The organism is Roseibium sp. M-1, from assembly GCF_054515675.1.
The window spans coordinates 3,347,749-3,366,634 of the sequence record NZ_CM137257.1 but is presented as its reverse complement, the minus strand read 5'-3'; the positions used below and the strand labels follow the sequence as shown (position 1 = coordinate 3,366,634).

The following is an 18,886-nucleotide window of genomic DNA, read 5'->3' as shown; positions in this document are numbered from 1 at the left end:
GCGCGGCCCGTCCTAAAGCCGCTTCAACCGCAGCATTCCCAATATCCCGAGCGCCGGGCCGATCGCCATCAGGGCGAACATGCCCGGCCAGCCGATCAGCTCCGCGCCGAGTGGCGTCAGTTGCACGGTGAAGAAGGTGAGGGCAAAGCCGAGGGCGGTCTGGAGGCTCATCAGGCTGCCGGCCTGGTCCGGCGGGGCATAGTCGGCGACAAGGGCGGAGAACTGGGCCGAGTCCGGCAGGATCGCCGCGCCCCAGACCAGAACGCAGAAGATCGTCAGCCACACCGGGCCACCGAAGGTAAGCGCCGAGGCAATCGCCGCGGAGCCGCTGACGGCCATGGCGAGGATCGCGATATTGGCCTTGCCGACCCGATCGGCGACGATCCCGGCGACAATGCTGGCGGCTCCCCCGACAGCGATGGTGAGGAAAGTGATCAGACGGGACAGCGAGACGCTTTCCTCCGGTGCCATCTGTCCGGCAAAGGACACGGTTAGAGCCACGCCGATCCAGGCCCACATGGCATAAAGCTCCCACATGTGGCCGAGATAACCCGCATAGGCGTAACGGATCTTGCAGTTGGTCCAGGCGGTCAGGATGGCGCCGATCTTCATGCGCGGTGCCTTGGCGTGGAACGGCCCGAGCCCGGCAAAGAGGCAGAGCACGCCACCGGCGGCAGCCGCAATCGAAGCAACGGAAAGGCTCCAGCGCCAGTCCGTGCCGCCGAGAAGCGCAAGCAGATGCGGCGCCGCGGAGCCGAAGGTGAGGGCACCGACCAGTGTGCCGACCAGAAAGCCGCGATCATCCCGCCCCCAGCCGACGGCGATCTTCATGCCGACCGGATAGACACCGGCCAGCAGCACACCGGTCGCAAAGCGCGCAAGGATGGATAGGACACCACCCGGCTCGACCACGAGAAGGCTTGCATTGAAGGCCGCGGCCAGGATTGCGCTGAAGGCGAAAAACCGGCGCGGGTCGATCCGGTCCGCAAGTCCCAGAAGCGCGGAGGTCACCGCGCCGGCAACAAAGCCGATCTGCACGGCGCTGGAGAGCGCCGCCTGGGCAAAGTCGGAAATGGGAAACTCGCGCGTCAGATCCGGCAGGATGGCGGCGGACATGAACCAGAGGCTCATTCCGGCAATCTCGGCAAGCATGAGCAGGGCGAGCGAGCGCCACTTGCCCGTCATCTCAGCCGGCAAGGCCGAGGTCCTTTTGCTGCTTCTTTGTGAGCTTTCCTGCGATGATCTTGTGCGCCGCCTCGATATAGGCCTTGAGATCGTCGTCGGAAAGCGCGCCTTCCTCTTCCATCTGCACCCATTTGGCCCGGGCGAGATAGGGGGCCGGGATCAGGCCCTCCTGCTGGGTCAGCAGGGAATAGGAGATGTCGGAGCACTTGAAGCTGAAGCGCGGAAAGTCGCCTTCACCCCAGCCGGAGCAGATTGCAAAGATCTTGCCGCCGACTTTCCAGACCGAGGCATTTCCCCATTGGATGACGTTCGAGGTCGCAGGCAATTGTTTGCAGAAGGCATCAAAGTCGTCTCGGGTCATCTGAAAAGCTCGTCTTGGAAGGGCGGGTGGTTCGAGGGGAAGGAATGGAGGCGCACAGTGGCCCCTTGCTCAAAATGGTGCAAGTCGCGAGGCAATGAAAAAAACATGTCACACATGCAGGTCCCAACCCCTCTAACATATCAAGAGACCGAAGAGCGGGTTGAAAAATATGACGGCGATCAGCGTGAAAATGGAATTGATCAAGGCTGCCACGGAGGGTGACGGCAAGGCCCTCGAAAAAGTCCTGGACGGCATCCAGGATCAGGTTCATGCGCTATCCCGGCGTATTCTGGTCGATCCGGAAGATGCCCGGGAAGCAACCCAGGAAATCCTGATTCTGGTTCTGACGAAACTCTCCACCTTCAAGGGCGAGAGCAGCTTTTCGACCTGGGTCTACCGGGTCGCGGTGCGCTACCTGGTATCGACGAAGAAGATCAGGGACCGGGATCTCGGGCTGACCTTCGGCATGTTCGCAGCCGATCTTGAGGACGGGCTTGTGGCCGAGCCGCCGAAAGCGCCGGACGACGTGCTGATGCTGAACGAGCTCAGGGTCTCCTGCACCATGGCGATGCTGTTGTGCCTCACCATGGACCTGCGGCTGGCCTACGTGCTCGGCGATATCCTGGAACTCGACCATGGCGAGGCATCCAGCATCCTGGAGATCGCGCCTGCCGCCTACCGGAAACGTCTGTCCCGGGCACGCGAGGATGTCATGGCTTTCACCTCCCGTCATTGCGGCGTCGTTTCGGAGGCTGCCAAGTGCAGTTGCCTCCGCCGGCTTCCGGCAGCGGTCGCAACCGGGCGGCTGACGCCCGGCGTCTATGTGAATTCCTCTGGGGCCACTGAAAGCTACGCCGAGGTGAAACGGCGTGTCGGCACGGTGATCGACAGCCTCAAGGCTTTTGAGCTTCAGAACGCCGTTCCGCCGCAGCGATGCCCGGAAGACATCCGGGTGAAGCTGACCGAGATCCTCTCACCCGGCATCTGATCGAAAGTTCCGCCAGTATCTCAACACCTACCAACCAGCCCGGCAGCGGGCGGGACTGGCACCGCCTTGCCCGATCGAAAGGAAGAAACCCATGCCGAACACAAAAATCCGAGCCCTTATCACCGCCGGTGCAGCCCTGCTGGCGATGACCCATTCCAGCCTTGCAGAAGGAGACAGAACCATGAGTGCGGAAGAACAGAATGTCGTCGCCCTGATCGAAAAGATGACGGACTCTTTCGAAAAGGGTGACATCGATACAGTCATGCAAACCTATGAAAGCAGCCAGAGCATCGCCTTCGAGCCCGGGCAGCCGGTGTCCGACGCCGCGCAGTCGCGTGACCTCTTTCACCAGTTCCGCTCGGTGTCGCCGAAATTTACCTATTCCGGCCACGAGGTGATCGTGGAGGGGGATCTTGCCGTCCACATCGCCCCCTGGACGATGACCGGCACCGATCCGGAAGGAAAGGCGATCGCCGGTGAGGGGCTTTCCATCGCGGTGCTGCGCCGCCAGCCGGACGGCAGCTGGAAGATGGTCATTGACAATCCGCACGGCAGCCGCCTGCTGCCAGCGGCAAACTGACCGCATCCGGCCGCGCTTTGGAATGAAGGCGCGGCCGGATCCCGCCGCCGGTCCAGGCAGGCATGCGCCAGAAAAACCACCTCAGGATTTTGAGAACCTTCAGCCGCCGCCGTTTGCGCGCCAGCCGCAGGCTCCGTTGTTGCAGAAGAACATGCTCGGGGATGTCCGCCGGCCAGAACTCCCGGTGATGCGGATAAAGCGCCCGCACGGGATCGTCCCAGGGATGCGACGCCGCCTGGTGGCCGCTCCTGTCCAGGGGCAGGGAATAGGGAATGAGCATCTGCAGCTCCCTTCAGATTTGATTTCATTTTCAGGAATGATGCAGATAGTTTCATGGAGACGGGCTATTTCCATGTTTTCTAATTGAAAACGAGATTTCAAAAATGAAACGAAATATCGATTGGGAGGATCTGAGGCTCTTTCTGGCCGTCGCGAAAGCAGGTGGGCTTGCAGGTGCCGCGGAGAAGACCGGCGTCAGCCCGGCAACGCTCGGCCGGCGGGTGACTACCCTTGAAAAGAGCCTCAACCTGCGCCTGGTGGAGCGTGGGGCGCGGGGCTATCAACTCACCGCCGCGGCGCAGGATCTTTTGCGCTATCTGGAGGACATGGACCAGACCGCCCGCAGCATCGAGGCCTGGAAGGAGGGCGACCGGGTGCGCCGGCGGATCCGGATTTCCGCCGGAGACTGGACCACCCGCCTGCTGATCGACAACCTCACGGCCTTCTGGAGGCCGGATTGTTCCTGGGTGCCGGAATTCCTGGCCGATCTCAGGAACCGGGACATTGCGCGGCGCCAGATCGATATCGGCATCCGCAACAGCCGCCCCAAGCAGGCCTGGCTGGCCGGGCAGAAGGTCGGTGTCGTGCAATACGCTGCCTATCAGGCGGCAAGCCTTCCTGGAGACGTGGAACTCGGCTGGGTGGGGCTGGTCGAGGACGACGCCCATTCGCCGACGGGGCTCTGGCTGAAAGAGCATCATGGCGCAGAGGCGAGCATCACCGTCAATAAGGCCTCGCTGGCGCTGTCCCTGGTCCGCAAGGGCCAGGCCCGCATGCTGCTGCCGACCTTTGTCGGCGATGCCTTTGGGGATCTCATGCGCCTCTCGGGCCCGGTTGAGGCGATGGAGACCGAACGCTGGCTGGTCATGCACCAGGACGAGCGTCATGAGCCCTCCATTCGCCAGGCTGTCTCAGCATTGACGAAGTTCTTGAAACAGAACCCGCTTTTGGTTCCCTGACCCTGAACTATTCACAGAACATTGATGGTGGAACCGTGCGAAATCCGGGCTCCTTGAATCAATTTTAACGAAGCTCCATATTTAATTACGAAGGGAACCGGTTGGTTCCAGTCCGGATGCCTTGAAAAGGGTCCGGGCGCAAGGTCGCTTCGACAAGGACTTTGAGGATGTCACGCATGTCAGCGTTTTCTAGCCCGTTCATGCTTGGGTTCGACGACATCGAGCGCGTGCTCGATCGCGTTTCCAAGGCAGCCAATGACGGATACCCACCCTACAACATCGAACGGCTTCCGAAGACCGAAGGCCAGGGCGATGTCATCCGGATCACTCTCGCAGTGGCCGGATTCACCAGGGAGCAGCTTGAAGTCTCCGTAGAGGAGAGCCAGCTGGTGATCCGGGGCCGTCAGGTGGACGACAAGACCAGGCAGTACCTGCATCGCGGCATCGCAGCCCGTCAGTTCCAGCGGGCTTTTGTCCTGGCCGAGGGGATCGAGATCCTTGGAGCCGACCTCAAGGATGGACTGCTGTCCATCGACCTGGCCCGCCCGGAACCCGAGCGTGTCATACGAAAAATAGAAATCTCCAGCGGCGAATAGACCCTCGTCGGCTAACAGATGGAGAATACTGATGCACAAGCCCGATAGCCCGTCATGGGCAGACAAGACCAGCTGGTCCGAATTCATGTCGGTCGACGAATTGACCGAACTCGGCACGGGTGACGTTGCCTATATCAAGCCGATCAAGGCACGCGACCTCAAGGAGATGTTCCCGGACGTCCCGCCGCTGCATGACAACATGACGCTTTATGCGCTTTTGAATGCCGACGGCACGCCGATCCTTCTCGCCGACAGCCGCGAGGCGGCGGTTGCCAACGCCTTCGAGGCCGATCTGGAAATGGCCTCGCTGCACTGAGCCAAGCCTCAACGCAAGTCTTACGAAAACGCCCGGGGAAGCTGACTTCCCCGGGCGTTTCTGTTTCGGAATGCGATGACAGGAATGATACCAACCTCAACAAATTGGAGCCGATCTGACCGCGATTGGGTGGCCTGTTCCGGATCGCCGGATCGCGTAGCGCCGCTTGAACGGCCAGTCAGGCCGTCCTGCGCAACGCGCCTTGCCGGAAAACCGGAACAGCGCAATCAGATGGGCTCATATTTGTTGAGGTTGGTATAAGTGACCGGCAACCCGGACAGCCTCAGGAGACAGCCTCAGGAGAGGGCCGGTTCCCGGGCGCCTGCCCTGGTCCTTGCCATCTGGTCGCTGTCGTCTGCCGGAGGCGACTTCGGCCGGTCCGACGGGCCGGAGGACGAGGTTGCCGGCGGCTTGCGCCAGGGATTGCTCTTGAACCAGCCGGCCACATAGGCAACGGCGATCAGCGCCAGGAAGCCGAGCAGGTTTGCAAGGATCTGCGGGATCCACTCGCCGCGGCCCCAGACCATGTCGCGCAGGATGCCGGCCGCCTGGGCGATGACGAGGCTGGCCATGAAGACGGGCAGCGACTGCTGGCCGACCTTCTGGACAACGCGCACGAACCGGCCCGAGAGTTCGCCATGCCCGATGAGGCGCTTGCCGTGCTCGCCGGCGGCGACCCAGGCGAGATAGGCCAGCGCCAGGAAGTGGAGATAGCGGAAGAGGCCGAATTCTGTCTTGATCCACAGCGGCTGGATTGCGGCACGGATCTCCCGCGCAAGAGCGAAGTCCCAATGGTGCTCGCTGTAGAAGCGGAAATAGGCAAAGGGCAGCGTGATCACGAGTACCGCGGCGCACAGCACGATCAGCGACCGGTTCACCGGCGGGGCCGGTATCCAGCCGCGCATGAAGGCAAAGCCCGTGAAGAACAGCATCTGCCAGGCGAAGGGATTGAAGAACCATTCCCGGTCCGACCAGGGTTCCGCCGGCAGGCTGAGATAGTCGAACTGGGCAGCAAGCCAGAGCCCGGCCGAGAACGCGAACGCCGCCGGAACCGAGTAGCGCGCCAGCAGCATGATCGCCGGAACCAGCGCCAGGATGACGATATACATCGGCAGGATGTCGAAATAGTTCGGCACCCAGGTCAGCGTCAGCAAGCCGGGCAGCGACTGCTCGGTGTTGTCGTAAAGGTGCTGGATATTGAGCGAGGCGAGATAGTTTTCGGTCAGGTTGCAGCATTCGGTGAGGTAGCCGCTGTAATGCACGAGGGCAAGGCCGACGGCGATCACCAGGATCTGGCCGATATGGGCCCAATAGACCTGCCACATGCGGTGCACGATGCGCGCCGCGCCCATGCCCCAGCCGTGAATGTCGAAGATCTTGCCGAAGGCGATGGCCGAGGCCATTCCCGAGCAGAAGACGAAGATTTCCGTTGCGTCGGAAAAGCCGAACCGGGCGGGAATCCAGAGGGTCCACCAGTTATTGGGCAGATGGGCGACATAGATGATGAACATGCCGAGCCCGCGGAAAAAATCGAGCCGCGGGTCGCGGGGGCGTTTCGTTTGAGAGTGAGCGTTCACGTCGGTTCCAGAAGTAGGCCTGAAAGCAGGCAAGGAGAAGGCTTACCGGGCCGGGATCAGACCGAGCCGGTTGCCCTGAGTTTTTTGTCTTCCATGACCCGCTGGGCGCGATGCATTTTTTCGCAGGTGTCAAGGCGTTGCTCGGCGAACCGGTCAAGAGCGCCGCGCTTGCGGGAGCGGCTCCTAATAAGGCTTTCCGCATCGTCCGGCAATCCGGCACGAAGGGCTGCGTCAATGGTGATCCGTTCGAACACGTCGCGCTGGGCGTGCGAGCCGCCAACCGTATGGAGACTGTCTCTTGCAGTGCTCAGAAGCGAGAAGGCGGAGGCGTAGTTGCCCTTGCGGTATTGTTCCAGGCCAAGTCCCGTTGGCAGGCCCGCTTCAGTGGTGATGCCGCCGATATCGGTCTCGCTCAGGGCGCGTTGCCGGAAGCCGGTGAGCAGCCGCTCGACACCCATGCGGCGGCCGCCGTTGAGCAGTGCCAGCAGGTAATGCAGATCGGCGAAGACGTTGCAGCCGTCCTCGGCGCGCTTGTCGGAGAGAAGCGCCAGCTCGTCCCAGCGGGAACCGACATTGACGCCTTCCAGTTCCAGGCGCACCAGCAGCGAGGCGGCATTGGAAATGTCGCGGTAGTCGTCCGTCTTGTCCTTGCGGATATCGCTGTCGTAGAGCGCCAGCGCCTTGTCGGCATCGCCCTGGTCCAGATACATCAATGCCAGGTGCCACCAGACATGGTAGCCGAAATTGTTGCAATGGGACCAGCCGTCCGGATGGTTCTCCAGCCAGCCGGCGCCTTCTTCGGAGCGGCCGGTCATGTCGTGGACATGGGCAACGGCATGAAGGCCCCAGGCATCGTCGCGGGCAAACTCGAGCCCCCGGCGGCCGGTGGCTTCCGCCTGGCGATAGGCGCCGGTCTCCTCCAGCGAGAAGGCCCGGCAACCGAGCAGGTAGCCATAGGCCGGGTGGTCTTCGCTGTAGGCCGCCTGGATGCGCTCGATCGATTGGCGCATGCCGGTGGCGTCGCCGAGCACAAAGCGGATCGCATGGACGAGCTTCATGATCAGGGCATCTTCCGGCACCTTGACCAGCATTGCGTCCAGGAGGTCTGCCGAGCGTGTCGGATAGCCCTGCAGCCAGGAGCCAAGCGCGTCGATAACAGCCGTTTCCCGCGCGGTCAGCGGCGTATGCGAGGCGGAGGTGCGGGCGATTGCCAGGCATTCATTTGCCGTTCCGGTCAGTTCCCGGCGGCCCAGCAGCAGGCAGAAGAGGCCGCGGGCGGCGTGGCCGAGAGCGAAATCGGGCGCAAAGCGGAGGCAGGTTTCCAGATGCTGCGGTGTGGCCTTGCCATGCGCCAGAAAGGCCCTGACGGTCTCGTTCCAGGCGGCGAGCGCGTCCTTGTCCGAGAGTGTGAGCTCGTATCCGAATTGATCACTAAGACGCATGAGAGGCCTTTTTGTTTTCCAGGCTGAGCTTGCCGGACCCGGTCCCGCCGACTTTGGTCGCAAACGTCCAGCTGTATGATTGGTTCATGCTAAAATTTCCGCAGGTGGCTCATGAACTGCAAAACACAAAAAGGTGTTGGCATTGTGTAGAACGGCTTATGTGAGCTCCGTTGCGAAATTATGGCCGGAAATGCGAACTTGGCATTTTCTTCCCGCTGGCCGATATCTGCCTGCGCCCGAAAGATGAAACACCTTCATGGGTAAGCTTGAGACAATGACTATTGCCGTTCGAAAATCGCAGGCCGGGATTGCCGGCGTTGCCGCGGTGCTTTTGGCCTTGGTGGCGCTGGGCGCCTATGGCGAAGCCGGACCGAGACAGGCCTTGGCAACGCTGATCGGAGGCCTTGCAGGTCTTGCGCTTTATCACGCCAGTTTCGGCTTCACGGCGGCCTGGCGGCGGATCGTCACCGAAAGGCGCGGCGGCGGATTGCGCGCCCAGTTCGTTCTGATCCTTCTGACCAGCGCCGTCTCCTTTCCGTTGATCTACTGGGGGGAAACGGTCGGCTGGAAGACGAACGGTTTTGTCTTTCCCTTCGGCTATGCCGCGGCGCTTGGCGCCTTCATGTTCGGCCTCGGCATGCAGCTGGGGGGCGGGTGCGGCTCCGGTACGCTGTTCACTGCCGGCGGAGGCTCCACCCGCATGATGATTACGCTCGCCGCCTTCGTGCTCGGCTCCGTCGCCGCCACCGCGCACCTGCATCTCTGGGGGAGGCTGCCGAGCCTGAAGCCGCTCTCGCTAGTCCAGGAATTCGGCGCGATCGGCGCCTTTCTGCTGACCGCGGCAGTGCTCGGGGCCCTGACGCTGGCAACCATCGCCATCGAGCGGCGGACGCACGGCACCCTTGCGCCGCAGCGTCCGACGGAGTCGATCCTGATGGGCCCCTGGTCGCCGATGCTGGGTGCAATCATGCTGGCTCTTGTCGGCATTGCCACCTTCCTTGTCGTCGGGCGGCCCTGGGGCATTACCTCCGCGTTTGCCCTCTGGGGCGCCAAGATCTTTCAGGCGGTCGGAATTCCGGTTGCCGACTGGCCTTCCTGGCAATGGCAGAGCAGCGCGCTGGAAAATTCTGTATTGCGCGACACCACATCCGTCATGGATTTCGGGATCATCCTCGGAGCCATGGCGGCCGCCGCGCTCGCCGGCAAGTTTGCGCCGGTCTGGCATCTCAGCCGCCGCGACGTGCTGACGGCAATCGCCGGCGGGCTGTTGATGGGTTACGGGGCGCGGCTCGCCTATGGCTGCAACATCGGTGCGTATCTCGGCGGTCTGGTCTCCGGGTCGCTGCATGGCTGGCTGTGGCTGGTCTTCGGCTTTATCGGCAGCCTCGCCGGCACCCACCTGCGTTTGAAGCTGGGGATGGATTGACGGTTCCCATGCGCCTGCGGTCACTTGGCGCCATCGCCACACCTCATTGTGAGGTCTCCGTGACCCGGCCGGGGCTAAGGTGACCGCCGCCAGTCAAACTTTTTCCGGAGACCGCCATGCATCGCTTCCTTCTTTTTGTTCTGTTGAGTTTTGCCGTTGTCGCAGGTGCCCGTGCCGAAAGCCTGTCCAGCCGGCAGGGCTGGGAAGTGGTGGCAACGTCCAAGAGCTATTCCGGGCTTCTCGAGGACCTGAAAGCGGCCATCAAGGACGAAGGCATGGGGCTGATCACCCAGGCCAGCGCGTCCGACGGCGCGAAAGGGCGGGGCCTGACCATCCCGGGCAACCGGGTCATTGGGGTCTACCGCAATGACTATGCCGTACGGATGCTGGAGGCGTCGGTTGCCGCCGGTATCGAGGCTCCGATCCGCTTTTATGTGACGGAAAACAGTGACGGAACCGGGACGCTCTCCTGGAAAACGCCGAGCTTCGTCTTCGCGCCCTACATGGTGGAAGGAGGGCAGAACCTGACGGATCTTGCCGCCGAGCTGGATATCGTCTTCCGCGCGATCGCGGACAAGGCTGTGGCACCAGGGTGACACTCCTGTGCATAGCGTAATCGATTGGCAACCACGGTTAGATTTTGGGCTTGTGAAACCGCGACAGCGACCCCACACTCTTCTTATCGTCAACAAATGAAAGGAGGTGTGCCCATGTCTAATGAGTATCGGTGCGTGGCCCATGTGTCTGGGCGGAACGGAACGGTATTGGAGCAGCCTCTGGTATTGAACGGTTTCGCTGGGATCTGATCCGGACAACAAGTCACGTCGATCTCATGGGAGGGCCGCAATGCGGCCCTCTTTTGATTCCGGAGCCTTGGGTTCAGGTCTATATTTTGCGAATTTCTCCGCCGCGTAAAAAATTTTTCAGTTGTAGATTTAGTTTAGATAACTTTAAGTCGCATGACGTATGCGTAAATCTGCGGATGCGGAATATCTTAATTGGGACAGTGTCTTGAAACGCGGCGATCAGGTTGCGCCACCTGCCGATAGTTGAGTTTTCTTAATCCTTTTACGGCTAAAGCATTATTTTCCCGGCTAAATTTCTCTTGTCCATGCGGTCAAAAGTCAGAAGACTGACACGAATTTGACACGGGGCATGGACTACCTACCGCCCCAGTTCAGTCGACAATTCGGGGTGGAGTAACATGGCTTGGCATTTTCCTTTCGGTTTCGTGTTTGGCGATCATCGCTCAAATATTCTGAACGGCACAAATTGGTCCGATTTCATCATCGGCTTCGACGGCGATGACATCATTCGCGCCAAGGGCGGCAACGACACCGTTTTCGCCGGCCGGGGCAACGATCGGATCGACGCGGGCAAGGGGGATGACACGGTCTTTGCCGGCAGCGGCGACGACTGGATCCGTGGCGGCAAGGGCAATGACTATATCGATGGCGGCCGCGGCTTCGACACCGCCGCCTTCGACGGGTCGATCTTCGACTATGACATCAACCTGTGCCGCAACTGGTTCTCCACCACAGCGCTCGTTACCCGTCTCGGCAACGCCGGCCGACCGGTGGAGGTCGACTACCTCACGAATGTCGAAGCCCTGCATTTCGCCGAAGAGGACTACACGCTCTATCTCGACGGCCGCAACAACCAGGTCCTGGCGCAGGACGACGTGGCCGCAACGGATGAAGACACGGCCCTGACGCTAGCCGCGGCCGATCTTCTGGCGAACGACACGGATTTCGACGGCGACATGCTGACCGTCACGGGGGGCGATGCGGTGAGCGCGCTCGGAGCGGCGATCACATTTGCCGATGGCCAGATCGTCTATTCGCCGGCCGGCAGCTTCGACGCCCTGAAGGAGGGCGAGAGCGTCACCGACAGCTTTACCTACACCGTCGATGACGGCCGCGGCGGTGCAACGACGGCGACTGTCTTCGTCACCGTCACCGGTACCAATGATGCTCCGGCTCTGGAGCTTGTCTCCAGCACCGACTATGCCGAGAACGGAACGCAAGTCGTGGCAACAGCCACGGCGAGTGATGTCGATAGCGACGGCGTCACCTTCTCGCTCTCAGGTGTGGATGCGGAGCTCTTCACCATCGACCCTGTAAGCGGCGAAATCCGCTTCAAATCGGCTCCGGATTATGAAGTGCCGTCCGATACGGACGGCGACAATTCCTATGATCTGATCGTCACCGCGACGGACACGGAAGGTGCCGCCAGCAGCCAGGCGCTTACCGTCAATGTCACCGACGTTCAGGAAATTCCGGACGTCGACGCACGCATCAACGAGTTCCACTACGATAATGCCGGTGGGGATGTCGGCGAATTCGTCGAGATCCGCACCGCGGCGGGCGATGACGTCTCCTTCCTGCAGATCGTGCTGATGAACGGTTCCAACGGTTCGGAATATGGTCGCATCGACGTTTCCACGCTCGACAAGACCTCCGACGGAACCCACGACTATTACGTCTGGAACCTGGCGGCAAACGGCTTGCAGAACGGGGCTCCGGACGGCATCGCCCTTGTCAATGGCGGCGCCGTGCTGGAGTTCCTCAGCTATGAGGGCACCTTTGAAGCCTCCATCGGCGGCCAGCTTGTCACCTCGACCGATATCGGCGTCGAGGAAAGCGGCAGCACGGAAGTGGGCTTCTCGCTCCAGCGCAACGAGGACGGCAGCTGGAACGAGGCTTCCGCCGAAACCAAAGGCGCTGCAAACGAGGCGCCTGGTGTTGAGCTCAACGCCCGCATCAACGAATTCCACTACGACAATGCCGGTGGTGATGTCGGCGAGTTCGTCGAAATCCGCGTCAATGCCGGCGCCGATGTTTCGGAGCTGGACGTACGGCTGATCAACGGCAACGGGGGGGCCGCGTACAATCTGGCCGCAGTTTCCACTCTGACCATGACGACCGACGGCACCTACGACTATTACGTCTGGGATCTTCCGGCGAACGGCATGCAGAACGGGGCACCGGACGGCATCGCGCTGGTCAATGCCGGTGAGGTGGTGGGGTTCCTGTCCTATGAGGGCGCGATCACAACGGTCATCGAAGGCGTGGAGGTGACGTCCACCGATGTCGGCGTTGCCGAGGATGGCGACACGGCCATCGGCGATTCCCTCCAGCGAAACGGCGACGGTTCCTGGAACGCAGCCGCACCGGAAACGAAGGGCGCGGATAACAGCGGCGGTTCCGTGCCGCTGACCGAGGCCCGGATCAACGAGCTGCACTACGACAACGCCGGCGTCGATGTTGGCGAGTTCGTCGAGATTCGGGTCAATGCAAATGCCGACGTTTCCGGCCTTCAGGTTCAGTTGATCAACGGCAACGACGGCGCTTCCTATTCGAGCATCGATCTGGCGGCACTGAACCATACGAGCGACGGGACCTACGATTACTATGTCTGGGAGCCTGCGAGCATCCAGAACGGCTCTCCGGATGGCGTCGCACTCGTCAACGGCAACAACGTGGTCGAGTTCCTCTCTTATGAAGGCAGCTTCGACGCGGAGATTGCGGGGACGACGGTCACCTCCACCGATATCGGAGTTGGCGAGACGAATTCCACGGAAGTGGGCTTCTCTCTCCAGCGCAACGAGGACGGCAGCTGGAACAACCCGGCTGCAGAGACAAAGGGCGCAGCCAATAGCGGCGGCGGCGGCACCGATCCGACAGCCCACTTCATCTCCGAAATCCAGGGCTCCGGTTCGGCCAGCCTGCTTGTCGGCAATTATGTGCTGGTCTCGGCAGTGGTCACCTATACCACAGGCAACGGCTTCTTCCTGCAGGAAGAGGATGTGGATGCCGACGGCAACGCCCTGACCTCGGAAGGTATTTTCGTCTTTACCGGCGGCGCGCCCACCGTAATTGCCGGCGACGTCGTCGATGTGGCGGGCACGGTCGAGGAGTTCTTCGGCCTTACCCAGCTTGGCGGCGTCACCGGCATCACCAAGACCGGCACGACCACCCTGCCGACGGCCGCATCCATCCAGCTCTCGCAGATTTCAAAGAACTTCGAGCAATACGAGGGCATGCGTATCTCGGTGACGAGCGGTGTTACGGACGAGCGGCTCACCATCATCGAGAACTTCAATTTCGACCGCTACGGCGAGATCACCGTCAGCGCCGGGACCCAGACACAGGCGACCCAGCTCTATGACGCCCAGACCCAGGCGGACGAGATTGCGGCTCATGTGGAAGCCAACACCAACAACCGGATCGTCATCTCCGACGGTGTCTCGATCCAGAACCCGGACAGCTATGCCTATGTCGCCAACACCACGGCGGGGGACGATGGCGACGGCATTTTGAGTGCGGGCGACGACTTCACCGCCGGCGGCCCGACGTTGCGTCTCGGCGCGGAGCTGAACTCCGCCATCGAAGGTGTGCTGACCTACGACTTCGGCGAATACAAGATCCTGGTCGACGGCACGCTCGATATTGACGAGGCGACCAATTCCGGTGCCCGGCAGCAGACGCCGGACGATGTCGGCGGCGAAATCCAGGTGGCGAGCTTCAACGTGTTGAACTTCTTCACCACCTTCTCCGGCGGCACCGGCCCGAATGGCGATCTCGATCCGCGCGGGGCCGATAACCAGGCGGAGTTCGACCGCCAGACCGCCAAGATCGTCGACGCGATGATCAAGACCGGCGCCGAAGTCTTCGCCCTGCAGGAGATCGAAAACAACGGCTTTGACGATGCATCCGCCATCGCCGCGCTGGTCGATGCCCTCAACGCCAAGGCCCTGGCCGACGGTACGGGTGCTGTCTACGACTATGTCAATCCGCTGGGTGGTGACGGGTATCTCGGCACCGATGCCATCATGACCGGCATGATCTACGACACTACCAAGCTGTCCCTGATTCACGCAGACGCGCTCACCTTCGCGGAGAGCTCTTCCTCGGACACCTGGGCCATCGCCGAATTCCTGAACGGCTATGTTTCCTCCAGCGACCAGCTCGGCAACTTCCAGCGCAACCGGCCAACCACCGTCGCGACCTTCCAGGACGAGAATGGCGAAGTGTTCACGCTCGCCTCCAACCACTTCAAGTCAAAGGGCGACAGCGGCCTTGTGGATCTGGCCGAAGGCGTCCAGTCGGCACTCGACAACGGATCCGTTCCCGCAGGCGAAGTCGCGGCCGTCCAGGCGGCGCTCGCCGGCCTTCTGGCGGATCCGAACTATGATCAGGGCAACGGCCAGGGTTTCTGGAACCAGGTGCGTGCGGACGCAGCGTCCGAGCTCACCGCCTGGCTCGACAGCACCTACAAGGATGCCTTGTCGGGCCTCGGCATTGACGATGCGGACTATCTGCTGATGGGCGATTTCAATGCCTATGCCGAGGAAGATCCGGTCCAGGCCGTACGCGACGGTGCCGGATACACGGATCTTGTCGACCTGTTCATCGGCCAGGACGAGGCCTACAGCTATGTCTTCGACGGCCAGCAGGGCACGCTCGACCAGGCACTGGCAACGGGCAGCCTGGCTTCCCAGGTGACCGGCCTCACCGAATGGCACATCAATGCCGACGAGCCGGATCTGCTCAACTACGACCAGAGCTTCACGGATGCGGGCTTCTACAATGAGGACCCCTTCGCCGCCTCCGACCACGACCCGGTCATTCTCGGCCTCAATCTGGGCGCCAGCCAGGACACCGTGCTTGCCTGATCAATCGGCATCAGCATGAAGAAAACGGCGGCTTCGGCCGCCGTTTTGCTTCACTCTCTTCCGTCATCCCGGCCAAGCGCAGCGCGAGCCGGGACCGGGGAGCCCAGGTGTTGAGTGGTTTGAAACAACCTCGAAACACTCCGGCACCCCGGTCCCGGATCTCCGCTGTGCTGCGTCCGGGATGACGCAGGAGAGTTAGGTGATCTCGGCAGAGCTCCCGAACATAGGTTCGGCTGTGCCGTTGCCCTCCACCAAATCCCTCCCCACAAAAGGAGAGAACCTGGCCGGAAAAGCCTCATCGGTTGCAAATGCTGAAGTTTCTCTGCATCGCTCGACTGAATTTCGGGCAACGCTTCTATTCTGGATCGCAGCTGGTCCCCTTCCCCCTTGTGGGGAAGGGTTAGGGATGGGGGTACACGGCGACGCCGTAGTACGGCTTCGAGGATCAAACATTGGGCAAACGCGAGTTGTCCGCATCTGCTTCCAGAAGCAGTCAGATCAACCCGACCGACTTGCGCACGTCTTCGTCGCGCAACGAGCAGTCGACGCCGCGATAGGCGTCGCCCGCCCTGGTGCAGAGCCATGAGATGGCTTCGCCGACCCACGCGGCCGGAATATGGACGGATGGGTCCAGCTGGCTGACCGGGTTGATGCCGGAGGTCTTGATGTCGACCTGCATCTGGGTGGCCACGGTGCCCGGGCTGAGGCCGACGACGCGCACGCCCTTGTCGCCGAATTCCTTGTCGGCGCATCGGGTCAGCGACAGGGCCGCTGCCTTGGAGGCGCAATAATGGCTCCAGCCTTCCAGCGCGCCGACGGCGGCGCCCGAGCTGATGTTGACGATGGTGCCGGCGCCCTTCGACAGCATGTGCGGCGCGGCGGCACGGATGCCGTAATAGACACCCTTTACATTGATATCGATGACCTCGCCCCAGGCCTCGGGGTCGCTATCCTCGATGCGGTCGATCGGCTCGATGACGCCGGCATTGTTGACCAGGATGTCAAGGCCGCCGAAGGTCTCCACCGCAAACTGCACGGCCTTGACCACTTCCTCAAAGGCAGCGACATTGCAGGTGACGGCTGCCGCTTCTCCGCCGCCGGCCCTGATTTCGCCGGCGATGCGCTCGATGTCGGAGCTGGAGCGGGCCGCCAGAACCACCTTGGCGCCGTACTTGGCAAGGCTGCGCGCGGCTGCTTCGCCGATGCCACGGCTTGCACCGGTCACGACAGCAACTTGTCCCGTCAAATCAAACATGTAACGTTCCCGTTCTGATAGGGTCCTGATGGCCCTATTTGGTTGTGAGCGGACCTTAGTTCGGGCGGGCTTGAGAATAAACAGCTTGTTTGCAGCAAGCTCGTGCGGCACTTGCACGAATGACCTTGTTTCCAGCCGGCACGGCCGGACAAAGGCAGAGGAACGGTGAATGGCGGAAACAAAACGGAATCTGCAGTCCCGATTGCGTCGCCTCTACTATGGCAATGCCACCAGCTCCCGCATCTTCCGTTATGTTCTCCTTGCCTTCGACCTGATCACGATCGGCTATTTCATCGTTTCGTCGGTGCTGGATCCGGCACGGCACCACCACGAACTGGACTTCATCATCGCCGCCGTCCTGGCGCTCGACTATGTCGCCAGGCTGATCGCCGCCGTCCGGCCCGCCCGCTATGTCTTCAGCTTCACGTCGCTGGCCGATGTCGTCGTCGTCGCCTCGCTGATCGCGCCGGCCTTCCTGGAAAACTTCGCGTTCCTGCGTGTCGTGCGCATGCTGCGTCTGATGCGCTCCTATCACCTCCTCAAGGAGCTGCGCGATGCATCGAGCTGGTTCCGGCGCAACGAGGAGATCTTCCAGTCGACGATCAATCTCATGGTGTTCATCTTCGTCGTCACGGCTATCGTGTTCGTGGTCGAGGACGACCGCAATCCGAACATCAACAATTACCTCGACGCGCTCTATTTCACCGTCACCACGCTGACCACGACCGGCTTCGGCGACATCACCATGACCGACAGCATTGGCCGGCTGCTCACTGTCCTGATCATGATCTTCGGTGTGGCGCTGTTCCTGCGGCTGGTGCAGACGATCTTCCGTCCGAGCAAGGTTAACCTGCCGTGCCCCGACTGCGGCCTCAGCCGCCACGACCCCGACGCGGTCCACTGCAAGCATTGCGGCCGGGTGCTCAACATCCCGACGGAAGGTGCGTGGGATTAGGGTCTTCGATCCGGCATCTCGCCGATTTGTGAAAACCGGCTGCTGGACAAATGCCGCCCGAAAGCCATCCTTACTCGCGGAGCGGGGCAATTGTCTTTATCCGCGCAAGGAGCACTTCATGCCGGCGGCGATACTTTCTCTTCTGACACGAAAAACTGCCGTGAACGCGGCCCTTGGCCTTGGAGCGCTGGCGAGCGCATTCGCGTTCGCCGCAACCGCCTATGGGCCGTCTGCGAAAGCCGCGGCAACTGCGAGCTGTGGCGAGGAGATGCCGTGCGAGGTCCAGGACGGGGAATATTACATCCACCTGCCGTCAAACCCTCCGGCCGACAAGCCGCTCGGCGCGATCTTCTTCCTGCACGGTCATCGCGGCAAGGCGATCAACGAGATCCGCAACAAGAGCTTCCGCGACATGGCGGACGAACTCGGCGTTGCCTTTGTCGCCGTTCAGGGCAGGGAGGGACGCTGGTCCTTCCCGACCTCGCCGCGCAGTCTGCGCGACGAGCCCGCTTTCTTCGAAGGTGTCCTCAAGGATCTCACCGACCGTTTCGGCATCGACCGCAACCGCACCATGCTCTCCGGGTTCTCCTCCGGCGGGTTCATGACCTGGTACACGGCCTGCGAGGATTCGCAGCTCTTTGCCGGCTATGCGCCGATCGCCGGCGCCTTCTGGGAGCCGCTGCCCCAATCATGCCCGGCTGAGACGCCCTATCTCTTCCATGTGCATGGCACGACCGACACCGTGGTGCCGCTGGAAGGCCGCTGGCTTGGCGGCGGCAGATGGAAACAGGGCGACGTCTTCAAGAGCTTCGACGTCTGGCGCCGTCAGACCGGCCTCGCCGACACCAAGCCGCAGACCTACACGGAAGACGATCTCTCCTGCGAGACCTGGCAGCCGCAACAAGGCTTCCTGGAACTCTGCCTCCACACCGGCGGCCACAGCGTCCGCGCCATCTGGATCGAACGCGCCTGGAAGGAGCTGGCTGAAATGAAGGGGTGGAGTTGAGGTGGGTGAGAACTGTGTAGGAATCGGCCTCTCGGCTGCGCCGGTACCCCCACCCCGACCCTCCCCACAAGGGGGAGGGGGCCTTGCCGACAAAGCCGCTTGTGTGAATAGGACAGAAATACCCTTGCGCGGTCGGAACTCGGAACCGGAAAAATCGCGCCATCACAGCCCGCAGCGGGTTCCCTTCCCCCTTGTGGGGAAGGGTTAGGGATGGGGGTGAACGGCGAAGCCGTTATGGGCCGAGACCCGAATAGACCAGCCGGTCCCAGCCTCTTTCTAACGAC

At 61.7% G+C, this 18,886-nt stretch carries 16 protein-coding genes; 10 read left to right on the top strand and 6 right to left on the bottom strand.

The features are described 5' to 3' along the window. Positions 1-12 precede the first annotated feature (12 nt). Both ACX3M4_RS15145 and ACX3M4_RS15140 read right to left on the bottom strand, forming a co-directional pair. Positions 13-1,197: an MFS transporter gene (locus ACX3M4_RS15145; RefSeq protein WP_459353838.1), complete on the bottom strand. Its 1,185-nt coding sequence runs from the start codon at positions 1,195-1,197 to the stop codon at positions 13-15. Further along, positions 1,187-1,546: an MmcQ/YjbR family DNA-binding protein gene (locus tag ACX3M4_RS15140; RefSeq protein WP_459353837.1), complete on the bottom strand. Its 360-nt coding sequence runs from the start codon at positions 1,544-1,546 to the stop codon at positions 1,187-1,189. Before ACX3M4_RS15140 ends, ACX3M4_RS15145 begins: the two co-directional genes overlap by 11 nt. A gap of 169 nt (positions 1,547-1,715) precedes the next feature. Here ACX3M4_RS15140 and ACX3M4_RS15135 point away from each other — a divergent pair, with 169 nt between their 5' ends. Continuing rightward, positions 1,716-2,534 (top strand): RNA polymerase sigma factor, encoded by an 819-nt coding sequence (locus tag ACX3M4_RS15135; protein WP_459353836.1) that lies wholly within the window; start codon positions 1,716-1,718, stop codon positions 2,532-2,534. Positions 2,535-2,625: 91 nt separating this feature from the next. Then, positions 2,626-3,114: a YybH family protein gene (locus tag ACX3M4_RS15130; protein WP_459353835.1), complete on the top strand. Its 489-nt coding sequence runs from the start codon at positions 2,626-2,628 to the stop codon at positions 3,112-3,114. Here ACX3M4_RS15130 and ACX3M4_RS15125 read toward each other — a convergent pair. After that, positions 3,068-3,394, bottom strand: a complete 327-nt coding sequence (locus ACX3M4_RS15125) for a hypothetical protein (RefSeq protein WP_459353834.1) — start codon at positions 3,392-3,394, stop codon at positions 3,068-3,070. The genes ACX3M4_RS15130 and ACX3M4_RS15125 overlap by 47 nt on opposite strands. Before the next feature lie 103 nt (positions 3,395-3,497). On the opposite strand from ACX3M4_RS15125, the gene ACX3M4_RS15120 reads away from it, so the two are divergent. The 3 genes from ACX3M4_RS15120 (at position 3,498) to ACX3M4_RS15110 (ending at position 5,264) form a co-directional block, all read left to right on the top strand. Next, positions 3,498-4,352: a LysR family transcriptional regulator gene (locus ACX3M4_RS15120; RefSeq protein ID WP_459353833.1), complete on the top strand. Its 855-nt coding sequence runs from the start codon at positions 3,498-3,500 to the stop codon at positions 4,350-4,352. 167 nt (positions 4,353-4,519) lie between these two features. Continuing rightward, entirely contained in the window at positions 4,520-4,948 is a 429-nt protein-coding gene (locus ACX3M4_RS15115; protein ID WP_459353832.1) for an Hsp20 family protein, read from the top strand. A gap of 31 nt (positions 4,949-4,979) precedes the next feature. Then, complete coding sequence (locus tag ACX3M4_RS15110; RefSeq protein WP_459353831.1) at positions 4,980-5,264, top strand: BQ00720 family protein; 285 nt, start codon at positions 4,980-4,982, stop codon at positions 5,262-5,264. Between the two features lie 296 nt (positions 5,265-5,560). On the opposite strand, the gene ACX3M4_RS15105 is transcribed toward ACX3M4_RS15110, so the two are convergent. Next, a complete protein-coding gene (locus ACX3M4_RS15105) occupies positions 5,561-6,841 on the bottom strand; it encodes an OpgC family protein (protein WP_459353830.1) in 1,281 nt (426 codons plus the stop codon). 56 nt (positions 6,842-6,897) lie between these two features. Continuing rightward, the gene (locus ACX3M4_RS15100; RefSeq protein ID WP_459353829.1) at positions 6,898-8,283 is read right to left on the bottom strand and encodes a tetratricopeptide repeat protein; all 1,386 of its coding nucleotides are present in this window, start codon (positions 8,281-8,283) and stop codon (positions 6,898-6,900) included. Between the two features lie 256 nt (positions 8,284-8,539). Between ACX3M4_RS15100 and ACX3M4_RS15095 the strand changes: the two genes are divergently transcribed. The 3 genes from ACX3M4_RS15095 to ACX3M4_RS15085 all read left to right on the top strand — a co-directional run bounded on the left by ACX3M4_RS15095 (position 8,540) and on the right by ACX3M4_RS15085 (position 15,386). After that, positions 8,540-9,709, top strand: a complete 1,170-nt coding sequence (locus ACX3M4_RS15095) for a YeeE/YedE family protein (protein WP_459353828.1) — start codon at positions 8,540-8,542, stop codon at positions 9,707-9,709. A 116-nt stretch (positions 9,710-9,825) separates the two neighbouring features. Beyond that, a complete protein-coding gene (locus ACX3M4_RS15090) occupies positions 9,826-10,305 on the top strand; it encodes a DUF302 domain-containing protein (protein ID WP_459353827.1) in 480 nt (159 codons plus the stop codon). A gap of 608 nt (positions 10,306-10,913) precedes the next feature. Next, positions 10,914-15,386, top strand: a complete 4,473-nt coding sequence (locus ACX3M4_RS15085) for an ExeM/NucH family extracellular endonuclease (RefSeq protein ID WP_459353826.1) — start codon at positions 10,914-10,916, stop codon at positions 15,384-15,386. 493 nt (positions 15,387-15,879) lie between these two features. Here the strand turns inward: ACX3M4_RS15085 and ACX3M4_RS15080 are convergent, their stop codons facing one another. Beyond that, the gene (locus tag ACX3M4_RS15080) at positions 15,880-16,641 is read right to left on the bottom strand and encodes an SDR family NAD(P)-dependent oxidoreductase (protein ID WP_459353825.1); all 762 of its coding nucleotides are present in this window, start codon (positions 16,639-16,641) and stop codon (positions 15,880-15,882) included. A gap of 169 nt (positions 16,642-16,810) precedes the next feature. On the opposite strand from ACX3M4_RS15080, the gene ACX3M4_RS15075 reads away from it, so the two are divergent. Beyond that, positions 16,811-17,596 (top strand): ion channel, encoded by a 786-nt coding sequence (locus ACX3M4_RS15075; protein ID WP_459353824.1) that lies wholly within the window; start codon positions 16,811-16,813, stop codon positions 17,594-17,596. A 118-nt stretch (positions 17,597-17,714) separates the two neighbouring features. Continuing rightward, a complete protein-coding gene (locus ACX3M4_RS15070; RefSeq protein ID WP_459353823.1) occupies positions 17,715-18,602 on the top strand; it encodes a CE1 family esterase in 888 nt (295 codons plus the stop codon). The last annotated feature ends 284 nt before the right edge of the window (positions 18,603-18,886 follow it).

Bases quoted from the DNA above. Each gene is read 5' to 3' on its own strand.
- ACX3M4_RS15140 (WP_459353837.1), bottom strand. From the start codon at position 1,546: ATGACCCGAGACGACTTTGATGCCTTCTGCAAACAATTGCCTGCGACC.
- ACX3M4_RS15135 (WP_459353836.1), top strand. From the start codon at position 1,716: ATGACGGCGATCAGCGTGAAAATGGAATTGATCAAGGCTGCCACGGAG.
- ACX3M4_RS15130 (WP_459353835.1), top strand. From the start codon at position 2,626: ATGCCGAACACAAAAATCCGAGCCCTTATCACCGCCGGTGCAGCCCTG.
- ACX3M4_RS15125 (WP_459353834.1), bottom strand. From the start codon at position 3,394: ATGCTCATTCCCTATTCCCTGCCCCTGGACAGGAGCGGCCACCAGGCG.
- ACX3M4_RS15120 (WP_459353833.1), top strand. From the start codon at position 3,498: ATGAAACGAAATATCGATTGGGAGGATCTGAGGCTCTTTCTGGCCGTC.
- ACX3M4_RS15115 (WP_459353832.1), top strand. From the start codon at position 4,520: ATGTCACGCATGTCAGCGTTTTCTAGCCCGTTCATGCTTGGGTTCGAC.
- ACX3M4_RS15110 (WP_459353831.1), top strand. From the start codon at position 4,980: ATGCACAAGCCCGATAGCCCGTCATGGGCAGACAAGACCAGCTGGTCC.
- ACX3M4_RS15100 (WP_459353829.1), bottom strand. From the start codon at position 8,283: ATGCGTCTTAGTGATCAATTCGGATACGAGCTCACACTCTCGGACAAG.
- ACX3M4_RS15095 (WP_459353828.1), top strand. From the start codon at position 8,540: ATGGGTAAGCTTGAGACAATGACTATTGCCGTTCGAAAATCGCAGGCC.
- ACX3M4_RS15090 (WP_459353827.1), top strand. From the start codon at position 9,826: ATGCATCGCTTCCTTCTTTTTGTTCTGTTGAGTTTTGCCGTTGTCGCA.
- ACX3M4_RS15085 (WP_459353826.1), top strand. From the start codon at position 10,914: ATGGCTTGGCATTTTCCTTTCGGTTTCGTGTTTGGCGATCATCGCTCA.
- ACX3M4_RS15080 (WP_459353825.1), bottom strand. From the start codon at position 16,641: ATGTTTGATTTGACGGGACAAGTTGCTGTCGTGACCGGTGCAAGCCGT.
- ACX3M4_RS15075 (WP_459353824.1), top strand. From the start codon at position 16,811: ATGGCGGAAACAAAACGGAATCTGCAGTCCCGATTGCGTCGCCTCTAC.
- ACX3M4_RS15070 (WP_459353823.1), top strand. From the start codon at position 17,715: ATGCCGGCGGCGATACTTTCTCTTCTGACACGAAAAACTGCCGTGAAC.